The 15,572-nt window shown below is 75.5% G+C and carries 16 protein-coding genes and 1 pseudogene; 10 read left to right on the forward strand and 7 right to left on the reverse strand.

Going from position 1 to position 15,572, the window contains the following annotated elements; genetic code table 11:
- Positions 1-164: 164 nt before the first annotated feature.
- Positions 165-572 carry a hypothetical protein gene (locus tag ACZ7KX_RS19975; RefSeq protein WP_470327570.1) on the reverse strand — a complete coding sequence of 136 codons (408 nt, stop codon included), beginning with the start codon at positions 570-572 and terminating at the stop codon, positions 165-167.
- Between the two features lie 702 nt (positions 573-1,274).
- Here ACZ7KX_RS19975 and ACZ7KX_RS19980 point away from each other — a divergent pair.
- The 3 genes from ACZ7KX_RS19980 to ACZ7KX_RS19990 all read left to right on the forward strand — a co-directional run bounded on the left by ACZ7KX_RS19980 (position 1,275) and on the right by ACZ7KX_RS19990 (position 4,834).
- Entirely contained in the window at positions 1,275-2,036 is a 762-nt protein-coding gene (locus ACZ7KX_RS19980; RefSeq protein ID WP_350520954.1) for a serine/threonine protein kinase, read from the forward strand.
- Positions 2,033-3,643: a serine/threonine-protein kinase gene (locus tag ACZ7KX_RS19985; RefSeq protein WP_470327571.1), complete on the forward strand. Its 1,611-nt coding sequence runs from the start codon at positions 2,033-2,035 to the stop codon at positions 3,641-3,643. Before ACZ7KX_RS19980 ends, ACZ7KX_RS19985 begins: the two co-directional genes overlap by 4 nt.
- 90 nt (positions 3,644-3,733) lie before the next feature.
- Positions 3,734-4,834 (forward strand): calcium:cation antiporter, encoded by a 1,101-nt coding sequence (locus ACZ7KX_RS19990; RefSeq protein WP_470327572.1) that lies wholly within the window; start codon positions 3,734-3,736, stop codon positions 4,832-4,834.
- Between the two features lie 640 nt (positions 4,835-5,474).
- Here ACZ7KX_RS19990 and ACZ7KX_RS19995 read toward each other — a convergent pair.
- Positions 5,475-6,467, reverse strand: a complete 993-nt coding sequence (locus ACZ7KX_RS19995; protein WP_470327573.1) for an LPXTG cell wall anchor domain-containing protein — start codon at positions 6,465-6,467, stop codon at positions 5,475-5,477.
- Between the two features lie 444 nt (positions 6,468-6,911).
- Here ACZ7KX_RS19995 and ACZ7KX_RS20000 point away from each other — a divergent pair, with 444 nt between their 5' ends.
- From ACZ7KX_RS20000 to ACZ7KX_RS20030, 7 genes are all read left to right on the forward strand, one after another.
- Positions 6,912-8,195 carry a geranylgeranyl reductase family protein gene (locus ACZ7KX_RS20000; RefSeq protein WP_470327574.1) on the forward strand — a complete coding sequence of 428 codons (1,284 nt, stop codon included), beginning with the start codon at positions 6,912-6,914 and terminating at the stop codon, positions 8,193-8,195.
- 223 nt (positions 8,196-8,418) lie between these two features.
- Positions 8,419-9,075: a TNT domain-containing protein gene (locus tag ACZ7KX_RS20005; RefSeq protein ID WP_470327575.1), complete on the forward strand. Its 657-nt coding sequence runs from the start codon at positions 8,419-8,421 to the stop codon at positions 9,073-9,075.
- 140 nt (positions 9,076-9,215) lie between these two features.
- Entirely contained in the window at positions 9,216-9,818 is a 603-nt protein-coding gene (locus ACZ7KX_RS20010; RefSeq protein WP_470327576.1) for a GNAT family N-acetyltransferase, read from the forward strand.
- A 197-nt stretch (positions 9,819-10,015) separates the two neighbouring features.
- A complete protein-coding gene (locus tag ACZ7KX_RS20015; protein ID WP_350520947.1) occupies positions 10,016-10,459 on the forward strand; it encodes an HAD family hydrolase in 444 nt (147 codons plus the stop codon).
- Positions 10,460-10,525: 66 nt separating this feature from the next.
- On the forward strand, positions 10,526-10,933 hold the full coding sequence (locus tag ACZ7KX_RS20020) for a DUF3040 domain-containing protein (protein WP_396546231.1): 408 nt from the start codon (positions 10,526-10,528) through the stop codon (positions 10,931-10,933).
- A 4-nt stretch (positions 10,934-10,937) separates the two neighbouring features.
- Complete coding sequence (locus tag ACZ7KX_RS20025; protein WP_470327577.1) at positions 10,938-11,237, forward strand: PRC-barrel domain containing protein; 300 nt, start codon at positions 10,938-10,940, stop codon at positions 11,235-11,237.
- 11 nt (positions 11,238-11,248) lie between these two features.
- The gene (locus ACZ7KX_RS20030; protein ID WP_470327578.1) at positions 11,249-11,833 is read left to right on the forward strand and encodes a type 1 glutamine amidotransferase domain-containing protein; all 585 of its coding nucleotides are present in this window, start codon (positions 11,249-11,251) and stop codon (positions 11,831-11,833) included.
- A gap of 75 nt (positions 11,834-11,908) precedes the next feature.
- On the opposite strand, the gene ACZ7KX_RS20035 is transcribed toward ACZ7KX_RS20030, so the two are convergent.
- The 5 genes and pseudogenes from ACZ7KX_RS20035 to ACZ7KX_RS20055 all read right to left on the reverse strand — a co-directional run bounded on the left by ACZ7KX_RS20035 (position 11,909) and on the right by ACZ7KX_RS20055 (position 15,572).
- Positions 11,909-12,763 carry an ATP-dependent DNA ligase gene (locus tag ACZ7KX_RS20035; protein ID WP_402803162.1) on the reverse strand — a complete coding sequence of 285 codons (855 nt, stop codon included), beginning with the start codon at positions 12,761-12,763 and terminating at the stop codon, positions 11,909-11,911.
- 108 nt (positions 12,764-12,871) lie between these two features.
- A pseudogene (ligD, locus tag ACZ7KX_RS20040) lies at positions 12,872-13,741 on the reverse strand (non-homologous end-joining DNA ligase); the annotation flags it as partial.
- Between the two features lie 102 nt (positions 13,742-13,843).
- Complete coding sequence (locus ACZ7KX_RS20045) at positions 13,844-14,203, reverse strand: MmcQ/YjbR family DNA-binding protein (protein WP_470327579.1); 360 nt, start codon at positions 14,201-14,203, stop codon at positions 13,844-13,846.
- Positions 14,204-14,207: 4 nt separating this feature from the next.
- The gene (locus ACZ7KX_RS20050) at positions 14,208-14,633 is read right to left on the reverse strand and encodes a VOC family protein (RefSeq protein ID WP_470327580.1); all 426 of its coding nucleotides are present in this window, start codon (positions 14,631-14,633) and stop codon (positions 14,208-14,210) included.
- Between the two features lie 42 nt (positions 14,634-14,675).
- Positions 14,676-15,572, reverse strand: a complete 897-nt coding sequence (locus ACZ7KX_RS20055) for an AraC family transcriptional regulator (protein WP_470327581.1) — start codon at positions 15,570-15,572, stop codon at positions 14,676-14,678.

The following is a 15,572-nucleotide window of genomic DNA, read 5'->3' on the forward strand; positions in this document are numbered from 1 at the left end:
GGCCCCAGTCCCGACGGGCCCGAACGCCGACGGGCCGGTCGCCGGGAACGGGGGTCCCGGCGACCGGCCCCGAGCGGGGCGGCGCCCCGGCTCGTCCTGTCGTCACCGTTGCCGTCCGGTCGTGCCGACGGCGGCGCGCGTGCTGCCCGTCAAGGGCCCCGTGATCAGAACGGGTTGGTACAGGTGGTGACCTGCTTGGCCGCGTCCAGCGCCGGGCCGGCGGTGGCGCAGATCATGTGCAGGTCGGTGGTGACGACGCGCGGGGTGACGGCCTTGGCGGAGCCGAACCGTACGGTGGTGGCCGAGGCGGCGGTCTCCCACGGGCTGCCCCACGCGGCCTGGGTGCGGACCTCGACCTTCACGATCGTCAACTGGCCCGGGTCGGCGGTGACCTGGGCGACGCCGACGAAGCCCTCGCCGTCGGTCTGGTGCGAGACGCAGGGGCGGTTGAGCACCGTGGCGCAGGCCACGGCGTCGGTCTCGGACGTTGCCGTGGCAGCCAGGGCCGGGCCCGCCGTCAGCCCGGCGATCCCTGCCACCGTCATCATCACAGCTGCGATCCGAGTGCGCATGATGCGAACCTCCTTGGAAATTAAGGGAATCTCACTCCTTGGGATGAGTGTTGCACACATTGTGGACGTCGCGTGTGTGCGTTGCGTCACACTCATGGTGACCATTCAACTACATGCTGCAACCATTCACCGAGTGTTCGGAATCCGGACAGCTGCCGATCTGGCGGATGATCAGTTCGTGCGCGACGGCACGGGTCGGCGTTCTGCCTCCGGCCCGCCGCCCGGCGGTGCCGGTATGCCGGTCCGGTGCGCGACATCTCCCCAGCTCGGCGACGGTTCTCCCGGGTGAACCGCGCGGGATCGCCCGGCTGGAACCGTTCCCCGGCGCGTCGCGGCCTGCGGGCCGTCCCGCACCGTCGCCGGATGGCGCCCGGGCTGCCGTACGGGGGTGCGCGAACACGGTGCCCGTGCTGCCGGAGGGGTCCGTGCGGTCCGGAGGCCGGCGGATCGGCGTGCCCTCCACGCCTCCTTGACCGTCTCTTGGACCACCCTTTGCCTCTGTGGTCACGTGGGTGCTCGGTGCGGCACGTCCCCTGAAACGGTCGCCGGAGCGCGTCGCCGGCCTGGTCCTTGCGGTGAGTGGGCGGCAACTCCCGGCGGGCCGGGCGGGGTTGGCGGTGTCCCTTCACTCGTCCGGGTGGCGGTTTGCCTCCGGGGCGAATCGGGCGGATACCATCGATCCGATCCCACGGAGGTGGCTGCGTGGACACGGTCATCGTGCAACTTCCCTGTCCGGGGCCCGAGATGGCGCCCCGCGAAGCGCCCGGTCTGGTGCGGATGGGCCCCGGCGAGGCCGCGGTGTTCGGCCGCGGCGAGCCCGGCCGGCCGGTCGCCATCCCACTGCCCGACCAAGGTGTCTCCCGCCGTGCGGGCGAGGTGGTCGCGGCCGAGGACTACTGGCGGCTGTCCAACTTCAGCGGCTCCGCCACCTACGTCGTGGAGAACCTGGAGGGCGCGGGCGAGCACATCAAGGTCGCCCCCGGCCGGCTCGGCGCGCCCGTGCCGTTCGAGCTCTCCCGGGTGCTGCTGCCCGCGCTGGGCGAACCCGCCTCCTTCAAGGTCTTCGCCCCGCAGCACGCCTACCTGGACGGCCGGCCCGGCGGGGCCGACGGCGAACACACCGTCAGCCCCTTCGCCCTGGACCCGACCGCCAAGTACTTCCTGGTGCTGCTCGCGCTGTGCGAGCCGCGGTTGCGCTCGCCCTCCGCCGCCGTCGTCCCGGGCGTGACCGAGGTGCTGGCCCGGCTGCGCGCCCTGCCCTCCTGCCGCGGGCTGACCCGCTCGGCGGTGAACTACCACATCGACTACCTGGTGGAGACCAAGCTGCGGCTCCGCGAGCCGTACGAGGAGGGCCCGGGTGGCGGAAAGCGCGAGGAACTCGCCGCCCTGGCACTGAAGTTCGACCTCGTCCGGGAGGAGCACCTGGCCCTGCTCCCGCCCCGGCGTGCGGCCGCCCGGCCGTGAAGCCCGCCGCCGGGCCCGGGCCGGAGCCGTCCGAGCGGCCAGGGGCGCAGGGGCCGTCCGAACAGCCCGAGCTCTCGGAAGCGCGCCCGCCGGAGAGCCGTGGGCCGGAGAGCCGTGGGTCGGAGAGTCGTGGGCCGGAGGGCGGCCTGCCCTTCGACGTCCCGGACGGCTACCCGATCGCCGGCTACCGCCTCGGTGCGTTCCTCGGCGCGGGCGCGTGGGGCAGCGTCCACGCCGCCGAGGGCCCGGACGGCACCCGGGCCGCCGTCAAGCTGCTCGGGGCCGCCCGGTTCAGCCCCGGTCAGCGTCGGACGGTGGCGCAGATGGCCCGCAGCGAGCAGCGCTTCAGCCGCCGCGCCGACCACCCGAACCTGATCCGCACCCTCGCCGTGGTCACCGTCGAGGACCCGGACCACCCGGCCCTGGACGGTGCCGTCGCCCTGGTGATGGAGCGCGCCGCCCGCAGCCTCCAGGACGTGCTGGCCGCCGCCCGACCGGGCACGGCGGTGCCCGGCGCCGAGCGCGTCCTCGCCGAGGTCTGTGCGGGCCTGACCCACATGCACCGGGCCGGCTGGGTGCACGGGGACCTGAAACCGGCCAATATCCTCCTGATGCCCGACGGCAGCGCCAGGATCGCCGACTTCGGCCTCACCGCCGAGCTGGAGGGCACCCACGCGTACGCCCCGCCGCTCGGCTCGCCCGACCACGTCCCGCCCGAGTGGTGGTCCCAGCGCACCGGCGCGCGCGGGGTCGCGGTGCGCCCCAGTGCCGACGTCTGGGCCTTCGGGGTGATCGCCCACCAGCTGCTCACCGGCGGGCTGCACCCCTTCCTCGGCGCCACCGCCCGGGCCCGCTCGCTGGCCGCCCAGGCGTACGCGCGCGGCTCCGCGCCGCTGCGGCTGGACGAGGCGCTGCCCGCACCCTGGCGGCCCGTGGTCGCCGCCTGCCTGGCCCCCGGGCGGGAGGAGCGGGCCCGCGTCGACCTCGCCGCGCTGGTCGCCCGGGCGACCGCCGGTCCGGCCCGGCGTCGCCGCGCCGCGCTGCGGGCCGGTGCGGGCGCGCTGGCCTGCGCGTTCACCGTCCTCGCACTGACCGGGGGGCCGGAACCCGCCGGCCCGGGCGCCCACCGCGGCCCGCCCCCGCTGCCCGGCGCGATCCCGGCGGACTCGGACGTCCCGGTCGCCTACCGGGACATGATCCTGAACGCCGCCCGCCGCTGCCCCGAGCGGGAGGTCACCCCGGTGCTGCTGGCCGCGATGCTGAAGGCCGAGAGCGGCTTCGACCCGAACGCCGCCCGCCCGGAGACCGGCGAGTACGGCATCGCCATGTGGACGCCCGCCGTCTTCGACGCCTGGGCCAAGGCGGCCACCCACGCCGGCCCCAAGTCCTACCTGGACCCGGGCGACGCCATCGCCGCGATGGGAAACTACGTCTGCTGGCTGGACCAGCAGCTCAAACGGGCCGGGTTCACCCGCGACCTGCCCGCGCTGGTCTCGGCCGCCTACCGGACCAGCGACAAGACGGTGGAATCGGCCGGGGGAGTCCCGGACCGGGTCCGCGCGCATGTCGACAAGGTGCTCCGCTACCTCGCCGACTACGGAGGGTGATGGCGCGGACCGGGACGAGTTGTGCCACATCCATACGCATCCCGGCGCGGGCACCCGGGCGACCGGCCGGCGGTCTGGGATCCTCGCGGCATGATCACGAAGCTCCGCGCGGCAGCCGTGCAATGGACCCTCGTCGTTCCGGTGGTGTCGTTCGTCGTCCTCGCCCTGACCTGGCACGAGGACCTGCCCGGCTGGGTGGTGGGCGTGGTCGCCTGCTTCCTGGTGGGCGCCGTGCTGGCCGCCGTGCACCACGCCGAGGTCATCGCGCACTGGTCGGGGGAGCCGTTCGGATCGCTGGTGCTCGCGGTGGCGGTCACCGTGATCGAGGTCGCGCTGATCGTGACGCTGATGGCCGACGGCGGGGACAAGTCCGCGACCCTGGCCCGGGACACCGTGTTCGCCGCCGTGATGATCACCTGCAACGGGATCCTCGGCCTGTCCATCCTGGTCGCCGCGGTCAAGTACCGCACCGCCGTCTTCAACGCCGAGGGCACCGGCGCCGCACTGGCCTGCATCGCCACCCTCGCCACCCTCAGCCTGGTGCTGCCGACCTTCACCACCAGCTCGCCGGGCCCGCAGTTCTCGACCACCCAGCTGGCGTACGCGGCCACCGCCTCGCTCGTGCTCTACGGGCTGTTCGTGACCACCCAGACGGTGCGGCACCGGGACTACTTCCTGGCCGTCACCCCCGAGGGCCGGGTGCTGGACGAGGAGGACCACGCGAGCCCGCCCACCCTCCGGGCCGCCGGGGTCAGCCTGCTGCTGCTCGCCGTCGCGCTGGTCTCGGTGGTGGGCCTGGCCAAGGGCGTCTCGCCGACCATCGAGAAGGCGGTGGACGACGCCGGACTCCCGCACTCCGTCGTGGGCGTGGTGATCGCCATGATGGTGCTGCTGCCGGAGACCATCGCGGCGCTGCGCGCGGCCGTCCGCAACCGGGTGCAGACCAGCCTCAACCTGGCCCTGGGGTCCGCGCTCGCCAGCATCGGCCTGACCATCCCGGCGGTCGCGATCGCCTCCACCTGGCTGTCCGGCCCGCTCGTCCTCGGCCTCGGCCCGGCGCACATGGTGCTGCTGGCGCTGACGGTCGTGGTGGGCATCCTCACAGTGATCCCGCGCCGGGCGACGCCGCTGCAGGGCGCGGTGCACCTGGCGGTGCTGGCGGGGTACGTGGTGCTGGCGGTGAACCCGTGACGGCCGGTCGGCCGTAGTCCGGGGTGGAAGCTCCTGGCCCGTTCCCCCGTGGGCCAGGGGCTTCCGGTCTTTCGGAGCCGGAGCCGGAGCCGGAGCCGGAGCCGCCGTCGGCGTCGGCGTCGGTTGAGTGGGCGCAGCGGGCGGTGAACCGCCGACGGCAGGTCGTCCGTTCTGGAGGGCGGAAGCCCCTGGCCGGTTCCCCCATGGGGCCGGGGGCTTCCGCCCCTCCGGAACCGTGGCCGTGGAGCCCGTGGCGTGCGTGGAGCCGGCGGCGCTCGTGGAACCGGTGGCAATCGTGGTGCCGGCGGTGAACCCCGGACGGCGGGCCGGCCGTAGGTCAGATCGAGGGCCCCTGGTCCCACCCCCGTGATCCGGGGCCCTCGTTGTCGTCGGCTGCGCCGTCGGCCGTGGCCCGCGCGGGCCACGGGCGCCGCCGTACGACACGGAGCCCCTGGCCCCGCGGCTGCTCGCGGGGTCAGGGGCTCCGTGGTGCCGCGGCTCAGACGCGGCGGGTGCCCGGGGCGGGGTCAGCGCCCCGGGCGGGCTCGGTGTCACGGGGCAACAGCTGCCCCGGCGCCAGGTGCATCGGCGCCTCGCCTGAGGCATGCCCGGGGACGGGCGCGCCTCAGGCGGAGGTGCCTCAGGCCGAGGTGCGGCGGCGGCGGGCGAAGACCACCGCGCCCGCGCCGGCGGCCAGCAGCACGGTGCCGGCGCCCGCGTACAGCAGGGTGCCGTCGCTACCGGTGGTGGCCAGCTTCTTGCCGTCCGAGGGGGCGCCCGGGATCGGGGTGGGGACGCTGACCTTCTTGGGCAGCGGCAGCGGCGCGTCCGGGTTGACCGGGGTGTCGGTGGTCGGGGTGTGCACCGGCACGGTGGCGGTCGGCGGGGTCGACGGGCCCGCGCTCGGGACGTCGGTGGGGGCGGCGGTCGGCTCGCCGGTCGCCGGGGCGGTGGCCGCCGGGGTGGTGGGCGTGGCGGTCGGGGTCTCCGACGGCTTCGCGGTGGCGGTCGGCGTGGCCGGGACCGAGGGCGTGGCCGGAGCGGACGGGCTGTGCGCGGGCGTGGTCGGCACGGAGGTCGGGCTGCCGGTCGGGGCCTTGGTGGGCGTCTTGGTCGGGGTCGGCATCCCGGTCGGCGAGGGCTTGCCGGTCGGGGCCGGGGTCTCGCCGCCGCAGTCGACCTTGAAGACCTTCTGCTTGGGGTTGTTGAGCTTGGTGTCCTCGGGCAGCTCCCCGTCGACCAGCTCGACGGACTGCCAGTACAGCTTGTAGTGGCCGTCCGGCAGGTGGATGTCCTCGGTGCGGACGTGGCCGTGGCCGTCGACCGGGATGTCGCCGTACGCGACGAGCTTCTCGTGCGGGCCGCCGCCGACGGTGGTGATCGCCCAGATCACGTCCTGGTTGGCGTCGAAGCCGAAGGAGTCCAGGTAGAAGGTGCAGACCTTGGGCTCGTTGCGGACGTCCTCCTGCCCGGTGGCGGCGTCGTGGATCTTGACGGTGCCGTTGTTGCCGGGGGCACCACCCTTGCCGCCGCCACCGGCGACGGCGTGCGCGGCGGCGGGGGCGAGCAGCATCAGGGCGGCGGCGGTCGGGACGGCCACCAGGGAGCGCGCGGCGGTGGAGCGGATGTGCATGGGTGTTCCATCGGGTACGGCAGGCCGGGACGCACCTGCGCGGTGGGAGGGAGCCTCTGGTCGGCCGTTCGGCCGGAGCCGGTGCCGTACGACGTGAGGGGCACAAAAGTTCCCGCAGAGAGAAACGTGACGCAAGGGGGGTTTGGCCGAAATGCGTTGCTCTGGTCGGTTGGTCCCAACTAGTTCGTTACAACGATCCGATCACCCGGTTGTCATGGAATCGTGTGCGCTCCAGTCGGTGAGGCGGTCGGCGCTGGTCAACTCCGGGCCCCGATCCGGCGGGTGAACCCGTGACACCGACGTGGCCGGTATTGACCGGTCCCCGGGCGCGGCCTGCGTGTCGGGGCGGCGGGCGGGCGTCAGGTTTCTCTATCGTCCGTCTGGAACCGCCCAGTCCGCTGACTCCGTTGCACGTGCAGCCGAGCCGACCCGTGGGAGAGTGCGATGCCCGGCCCCGAGCAGACCGCCGAGGAGAGCGCCGACGTCATCGTGGTCGGCGCCGGCCCGTCCGGCTCCACCGCTGCCGCCCACCTGGCGCGGACCGGCCTGGACGTCCTGCTGCTGGAGAAGTCCGCCTTCCCGCGCGAGAAGGTCTGCGGCGACGGCCTCACCCCGCGCGCCGTCAAGCAGCTGACCGACCTCGGCATCGACGTCTCCGAGGAGGCCGGCTGGCTGCACAACCGGGGCCTGCGGCTGATCGCCGGCCGGCGCTCGCTGGAGTTCGACTGGCCCGAGCTCTCCGCCTTCCCCGGGTACGGACTGGTGCGCCGCCGCGCCGACTTCGACCACCTGCTCGCGCTGAAGGCCGCCTCCTACGGTGCCCGGGTGATCGAACGCGCCAATGTGGCGGGCCCCCTGGTCGACGAGCGGACCGGCCGGATCACCGGAGTCACCGCCAGGCTGGGCGAGGACCGCCGGCCCGTCGCCTACCGGGCCCCGGTCGTGGTCGCCGCCGACGGCAACTCCACCCGGCTGTCCGTCGCCATGAAGCGCTACCGCCGCACCGACCGCGCGATGGGCGTCGCCTACCGGACGTACTTCACCACCCCGCGCCACGAGGACCGCTACCTGGAGGCCTGGCTCGACCTGCGCGACCCGAGCGACCCGACCCGGCGCCTGCTGCCCGGCTACGCCTGGGTGTTCGGCATGGGCGACGGCACCGCCAACGTCGGCCTCGGCGTCCTGGACACCGCCGGCACCGACGTCGACTGGCGGGAACTGCTGCGCCGCTGGTGCGAGGAGCTGCCGCCCGGGTACGGCTACAGCCCCGACGGCGTCACCGAGCCGATCCGCGGTGCCGCCCTCCCGATGGGCCTCAACCGCCGGCCCCACTACGCGGACGGCCTGTTGCTGGTCGGCGACGCGGGCGGCACGGTCAGCCCGGGGACCGGTGAGGGCATCGCCTACGCGATGGAATCCGGCCGGTACGCCGCCGAGACCATCGTCCAGGCCCTGGCCCGCCGCACCGACCGCGGCCGGGAGCTGGCCCTGCGCGCCTACCCGCGGGCGCTGCACTCCGCCTACGCCGGCTACTTCGCGCTCGGCCGCCTGGCCGCCGACCTGCTCGGGCGGCCCAAGCTGCTCGGTGCCGCGGGGGTGGCCGGACTCGGCCGCCCGGCGCTGCTGAAGGTGGCGTTCCGGCTCATGGTCAACCTGACCGAGCCCAACTCCAAGGACTCCCTCGACCGGCTGCTCCACCTGCTCGGGCGGGTCGCGCCGGGGCGCTGACGGCGGACCGCCGAACCGCCCATCCTCGCGGGTGGGCGGTCGTCGTGTCACGGGTTCGGCCGAATCGGCAGAGGTGAACGGGCTTCCGTCAGAGTCATGTTGACGAATGATCAGATGATCCGATTGCCTGGTGTCGAATCAGTCACGAAGAGTGAGCGGAACGCCCCTCCGCGCACCCCTCCGCGGCTCCCACCCGACCGCCGACCCGTCCGACGGAGACACCGTGCGCCTTCGCCTTCGCCTGCTCGTCGCACCCCTCGCCGCGGCCGCCGCCGTGCTCGCCCCGAGCATCCCCGCCGCCGCGGCCGCCCCGTCAGCCGCCCCCTCCGACCAGTGCTCCGCAGCCTTCCACCACGACGACGCCCGCCTCGGCCCGCAGGACCTGCCGACCACCGGCCGGGTCGGCCGCCAGCTGACCGGCTACCGGCGCACCGGCGGCGCGAGCGAGCAGGCCTTCCTCGCGCAGTACTACGACGCGACCGCCAACGGCGGCAAGGGCGGCTGGATCTACCCGCCCGCCGACGGCTACGTCACCCTGCCCGACGGCAGCCCGATCGAGTTCGACCTCACGCTCCACCCCAACCAGAACATCGACCGCTACGGCAGCGAGTACGGCTCCTTCCTCGCCCCCGAGGGCCTGCCCTACGCCAACCGTGCGATACCGCCGCAGAGCCTGGACGGCAATCCGCCGGCCGCCTGCAACTACCACGACTACAAGGTGGTCAAGGCGTTCACGGTGCACGCCGGCCCGATCGCGCCCTGGTTCGACCAGCCCGGCTGGGGCCTGCAGTACCAGCTCGACGCGGCCCTGCTGCCCGCCGGCCCGGCCAAGCTGAACGTCCTCTGGCTGGTGGAGAACGGCTACCTGACCCGGATCTGAACCACCGTCATGACCGCTCGGCGCGGGCCCGCGCCCCGCGCCGCGCGGTCACCCCGTCCGTCGGCGCCCGTGCACTCCGCCCGGCGCCGACCCGGATTAATCGTTGGCGGCCCCGGGCGAGCGGACGATAGGAAGAGCGGGTGACCACCACCAGCGACCCCACCATCGACCGGCGCGTCTTCCGCCCCGCCGTCCTCGACCTCGGCGACGCCCTGCTGCGCCCCTGGGGGCGGGCCCTCGACGTGCCCGGCGGGATCGTCCCCGCGCTCGTCGCCGCGTCGACGGACCCGGAGATCGCCCGCTGGAACCCGCTGAGCGCCACCGATCCGGCCGCCGCCGAGGCCTACCTGGACCGCTGCGACGTCCACTGGGCCGACGGCACCATGGCCGCCTTCGCGGTCACCGACGCCGCCGACGGCACCCTCCTCGGCAACGCCTTCCTGCGCTGGAGCAACCAGGCCGACGGCGTCGCCATGATCGGCTACTGGCTGCTCGCCGCCGCCCGCGGCCGGGGCCTGGCCACCCGCGCGGCCACCGCCGTCACCCGCTGGGCCGTCGAGACCGCCGACGCCCGCCGCATCGAACTGTTCCACGCCGTCGGCAACGACGGCTCCTGCCGGGTCGCCGAACGCGCCGGCTTCCCGTACGAGGGCACCCTGCGCGCCTCGTGGCGCTTCGAAGGGCGCGACTACCAGGACGAACACCTGCACGCCCGGCTGGCCTCGGACCCCTTCGCCGACTAGGGCCGCCCATCCGGGCGCGGTCGCTCCCGTCCCGCCGTTCCCGTCCGGCCGCTTCCGTCCTGCCGTGCCGGTTCCACCACGGTGCCCGTTCCACCGCTCCCGGAAGCACCGGCCCGGCAGGCAGCGCGCCGGGCGGAGGAGCGGCCTAACCTGGAAGGGCGCATACGGCGCGTGGCCTGCGAACGGAAGCGGTGGCCATGACGGTGATCTCGGCGGCTCTCTTCGGTACCGACTGGCGGCCCGCGCCGCCCGGTGGCGCGGACCTGCTGCGTGAGTGCGCCGCCCGGGGCTGGACGGTCGTGCTGACCGGGCCGGGACCCGCCGGGGCCCCGGCCCTGACCGTGGCCGACCCCGGGATCGATCCGGTCCGGGCCGCGCTGGACCTGCTGGACGGCACGCCCTCGCACGCGGTGGCCGTCGCGGGGAGCGTGCGCGAGGTACGGGCGGCGTGGCGGGCCGGAGTGCCGTGCGTCGCCCTGGAGACCGGCGGTGACGCCGGTCCGGAGCTGCGGGCGGCGGGCGCGGCAGAGGTCCATCGCGACGCCGCCGCCCTGTTGCGCGTCCTGGACGACAGCCTGCTGGCCCGTCCCCGGGCCTTCGGACCGGTGGGCGCCGGAACAGGCGGTGCCCGGAACGGTTAGCGCCGGCCCGCACCGGGAAACCGAGCCGGTGCGAGCACGTCACCGGAAGTGTCGGAGGTGACCGAGATGGACGGTCCCGCTTTGAGCGGATGGGAGCGGCGGCTCCTTGAGGAGATCGAGTCCGATCTGCGCCAGGACACGCGGCTCGACCGGAAGCTGAGCACGATGGGCGCCAAGCGGCCCAGCCGGGTCCGGCGCGTGCTCCGCGCCGTCGGGCGCCGGGCCACCGCGGGGGTGGTGCTGACCGTCCTGGTGATGACGGCGATCTGCCTCGGCGTGGGCGCGCGGACCCCGACCACCGCCGTGCTTGCCGCGCTCGCCGTGGTCTGGGCGGCCACCGTGGCGGCCGCGGTCGCCACCTCGGAGCTGCTGCGCCGTCGAAGCGCCGCCCGCGAGGGACGGATCGAGACCGCCGAGGCGGAGGAACGCCGCGAACGCCGTGAACGGCGGCCCTGGGACCGGCCGGAGGCGTGACGCGATGACCACCGACCTCTGGGAGCACCGCCCGGGCTCCCATCCCGCCGCCGACCCGGGCCTGGTCGGGTACGAGGTGCAGGCCACCGACGGCCCGGTCGGCACGGTCGAGCAGGACACCGGGGACCACCTGCTGGTCGACGCCGAGCCCTGGGTGCCGGGCACCCGGGTGCTCGTCCCGGTCGGCGCGGTCGCCCGGGTAGACCACCTCGTCCTCGCCGTTCACCTCGACTGCCCGCGGGCCAGGCTCAGCTCGGCTCCGCCCGCCGCCGCCGTCGACCTGACCGCCCCCCGCCCGAGCTGAGGCCCGGTGCCATGCCCTGGCCGTCCACCACGCTCACCGGCCGGACGATCGCCTTCCTGGCCGCGCCGTACGGGGTCGAGCAGGCCGAACTGACCTCCCCCTGGCAGGCCGTCGCCGAATCCGGCGGCACGCCGCGCCTGCTGTCCACCGCGAAGGGCCGGGTCCAGGCCGTCCGGCACCGCGCCCCGGGCGACACCTTCGCCGTGGACGCCCTCGTCGCCGAGGCCGACCCGGCCGACTACGACGGCCTGATCCTGCCCGGCGGCGTCGCCAACCCCGACCACCTGCGCCTGGACCGCCCGGCGGTCGCCTTCGTGTACGCCTGCTGCGCCGGCGGCCGCCCGGTCGCGGCGATCTGCCACGCGGCCTGGACCCTGATCGAGGCCGACGCCGTCCGGGGCCGCACCCTCACCTCCTGGCCCAGCCTGCGCACCGACCTGGTCAACGCCGGCGCCCACTGGGTCGACGAACCGGTCCACGTCTGCCACGACGGACCCGGGCCGCTCGTCACCAGCCGCAAGCCGGGCGACCTGCCGCTCTTCGAGGACGCGCTGGTCACGGAGTTCGCCCACGCCACGACCAGGCGGCACAGGTAGCAGCGGCACCGGCGCAGAAGCGGCGGGGCAGCGGGCGGAGGGACCGCAGGCGGCCCCGTCGGCGGGGGAGCGGTCTCAGTCGCCCCGGAGGCGGACGAAGGTGGCGCTGGGCGGGCGGCCGGTGAGGGTGAGTTCGGCGCGCAGCGGTGCGGTCAGGGGATGGACCGGGCCGTGGTCGGGGTCGGTGCCGGCCGGGCCGAGGAGCGGGCGGACGACGTCGGCGACCTCGCGGGACTGGACGGGGGTGAGCCGGGGGGTCGTCAGGAAGACCCGGCCGTCGTCGAGCCGGAGGACCAGCGCGTGCGGGTGGGCGGCAGGGCCGGTGACGGCGCTGACGGTGGCGTCCAGGGTGTCGCTGCGGCGGTACTTGACCCAGACCCGGCCGGCGCCGCTCGGCCGGTAGGGGGAGGCGGCGGCCTTGCAGACCAGGCCCTCCACCCCGGTGTCGGCGAGCTGCTCCATCCACTCCAGCGCCTCCGCCCGGTCGGTGGTGGCCAGCACCGGCTGGACCGGCGGCGGGACGTCCGCGAGCGCCGCGAGCAGCAGCCGGCGGCGGTCGGTGAGCGGGAGCCGGCGGACGTCGCGGCCGGGCAGGGCCAGCACGTCGAAGGCGATCAGGCCGAGCGCGACGTCCGTGGCGGCGGCGCGGGCCCGGCGGGTGCGCAGCAGCTCGCCGAAGGCGAACCGGCCGCCGCGCCAGGCGACCAGCTCGGCGTCCAGCACCAGCCCTTCGGGCAGCCGGGCGACGGCGTCGGCGATCGGCGGGAACTCGGGGGCGAGGTCGCGTCCGCTGCGGGACTGCAGGACCGGCGGGCGGTCGCCGCGGGCGAACGCGACGCAGCGGAAGCCGTCCAGCTTCAGTTCGTACTGCACGCCACCGCCGCCCAGTCCGTCGGCGGGCGGCACGGCGGTGACGGCGGCGGGGCGCATCACCTCGACGGGCGGCTGCAGGACCTGCCGCACCTCGCGCGTCCGCCGGGCTGCCGGCTGCCCCGTCCTGCCGTGTGCCGACTGCCGCGGCGCGGCCGCGGGGGTGGTCGGCAGCGGGCGGGCCTGCTCCGGGGCCAGCAGCGGGGCGAACAGGTCGCCGTCGGCGGCCAGCCGGTCCGGGACCTCCGCGAGGGTGAAGGTCAGGTCGCGCTCCCGGCCGGCCCGCTCCAGCTCGGCCCAGGACAGCGGGGTGGAGACCGTCGGCAGCGGCCGGGCCCGCAGGGTGTACGGCGCGGCGGTGGTCTTCTTGGCGTTGTTCTGTGACCAGTCGACCAGCACCCGGCCCCGCCGCCGGGCCTTGGCCATGGTGTGCACCGCCAGCTCCGGGTGCTCGGCCTCCAGGGCGGAGGCGAGCTCCTTCGCGTACGCGGAGACCCGGGTGCTGGGCGTGGGCTCGATCGGGACCAGCAGGTGCAGGCCCTTGGAGCCGGAGGTCTTCACCCAGGCGGTGAGGCCGTCCGCCGCCAGCCGCTCGCGCAGCAGCAGCGCGACCGCCCGGCAGGTGAGGACGTCCGCGCCCTCGCCCGGGTCGAGGTCCAGGACCAGCCGGTCGGCGAGGGCGGGCGCGGCCGCGTGCCACTGCGGGACGTGCAGCTCCAGGCAGCCCAGGTTGGCGACGGACAGCAGCGCCGCGCCGTCCTCCAGCACCACCTGCCGCAGCTCCCCGGTGTTGCTCGGGACCTCGACGGTGCGCACCCAGTCGGGGGTGCCCGGGGGCGGGTTCTTGGCGACGAAGACCTCCGCCTCGACCCCGTCCGGGCAGCGCAGGAAGGAGACCGGGCGGTCGCGCAGGTGGGGGAGCAGCGCGGTGTGGACGGCGGCGTAGTAGCGCAGCACCTCGCCCTTGGGGGTGCCGGTGCGCGGGTAGTACACCTTGTCGAGGTGGGAGAGCGCGAGGGTGCGCCCGTCCACCGTCATCTGCGGCACGGTCCGTCTCCGAAGCCTCCGGTGGGTGGCCCCCGCAGTCAGTCTGCCGCGGTTCGGCGGTCACCGCCCGGGGCCGGCGCCCGGGGCCGGCGGTCACCCTCCGGGGCCGACCAGCGCGTGGGCCTCCGCGACCAGGTCCTCGATCCGGGCCCAGTCCGGCGCCGGCCCGTCCAGGTACACGCCGAGCCAGCCCCGGTGCCCCACGTACGGCGGCCGGAAGTAGCGGTCGGGGGCCTCCGCGACCAGCCGCTCCTGCGCCCCGCCGGGCGCCGCGCACCAGAAGCCGAGCCGGTCGTCGTGGTGGTGGTCCGAGAGCGTCACGAACACCCGGGCCCGGCGGCCGGAGCCGGTGAACCAGGTCGCCTCCCCGTGGCTGACCCGCTCCTCGACCTCCGGCAGCGCCAGGCAGAGCGCCCGCAGCCGGTCCACCGGCCCGCGGGCCGTCCCGGGCACGGCGCTACCCCGCGGCGGGCCGCGGCGCGCCCTGGTAGGTGCCGAAGTACCAGCGGTTGCCCTCGGGGTCGGTGGCGGCGAAGTCGCGCGAGCCGTAGTCCGTGTCGTGGAGCCCGGTGGTGATCCGGGCGCCGGCGGCCACGGCGCGGGCGTGCAGGGCGTCCGGGTCGGCGGTGACCACGTAGGCGGTGAAGCCGCCCGGCTTGCCGGGCCAGGGCGAGTCGCCGTCGGGCGTCTCGCGGTCCGAGCCGAGCATCACGCCGCCGCCCTCGGGCCAGGCCAGCTCGGCGTGGGCGACGAACTCGCCCTCACCGTGGGCGACGACCTCCCGGAAGCCGAAGGCCTCGACCAGGAAGCGGATCAGCGCCCGGGCATCGGTGGCGCGCAGGCTGGGCCAGACCTGCGGGGCGGGGGTCTCGGTGGCGTCCATGGCTCTCTCCTCGGGATCGGCTCGGGTGGGTGCGGGAATCCGCTACGCCTCCCACTCTGCGACCGGCCCGACCGCGCCGCCTTGGACGTTTCGGAACTTCGCCGCGTCCGGGCCCTCCGCCGCCAGCCAGGCGCTCGGCGCCGCCCCGGCCAGCGCGCGGAACTCGCGGGCCAGGTGCGCCTGGTCGAAGTACCCGCAGCGCGCGGCCAGTTCCGCCAACCGGGACGGCGGGCCCGGGGCGGCCAGCAGGTGCCGGGCCCGGTCGAAGCGGATCACCCGGGCGGCGGCCTTCGGCGTCAGCCCGGTCTCCCGCCGGAACCGCTCCTGCAGGTGCCGGGCGCTCCAGCCGGTCTCCCGGGCCAGCGCCGCCACCGGCAGCGCGCCGCCGCTGCGCCGCAGGGCCCGCCAGGCCCAGCCGACCTCGGGCGGCACCTGCCCGGACGGCCGGGCGGCCCGCAGCAGCGCCCCGTCCAGCACGGCGAACCGCTCCTCCCAGGTCCGTGCGGCCCGCAGCCGGTCCTGCAGTTGCGGGCCCAGCCCGCCGAGCACCTCGTCGGCGGGGACGTCGATCCCGGCCAACTCCCCGGCGGGCAGGCCGAACAGCGCCCGTGCGGCGAGCGGGTGCACGGCGATCTGCACGCCGGACTGGGCACCCTCGTGGGTGATCAGCGCGGGGGTGGTGTGCAGGCCGCCGAGCAGGGTCGGGTAGCTGCCGGGCGGCTGTGCCGGGTCGGGGTGTCCGGCGATCACCAGGGGTTCGTCGAGGGTGAGGATGAAGGTCAGGTGGGGGGAGGGCAGGCCGCGGTGGACGGCGGGGGCGAGGCCGCGCTGCCGGTAGCCGGAGTACCAGGCCACGTACGGGCGCAGCGCGGTCGCGGGCCGGGCCCGGACGGCCTCGTCGACGGTCCCGGCGCCGGGCCCTGCGGTGTCCGTGGTCAC

The organism is Kitasatospora sp. NPDC038210, assembly GCF_055600605.1.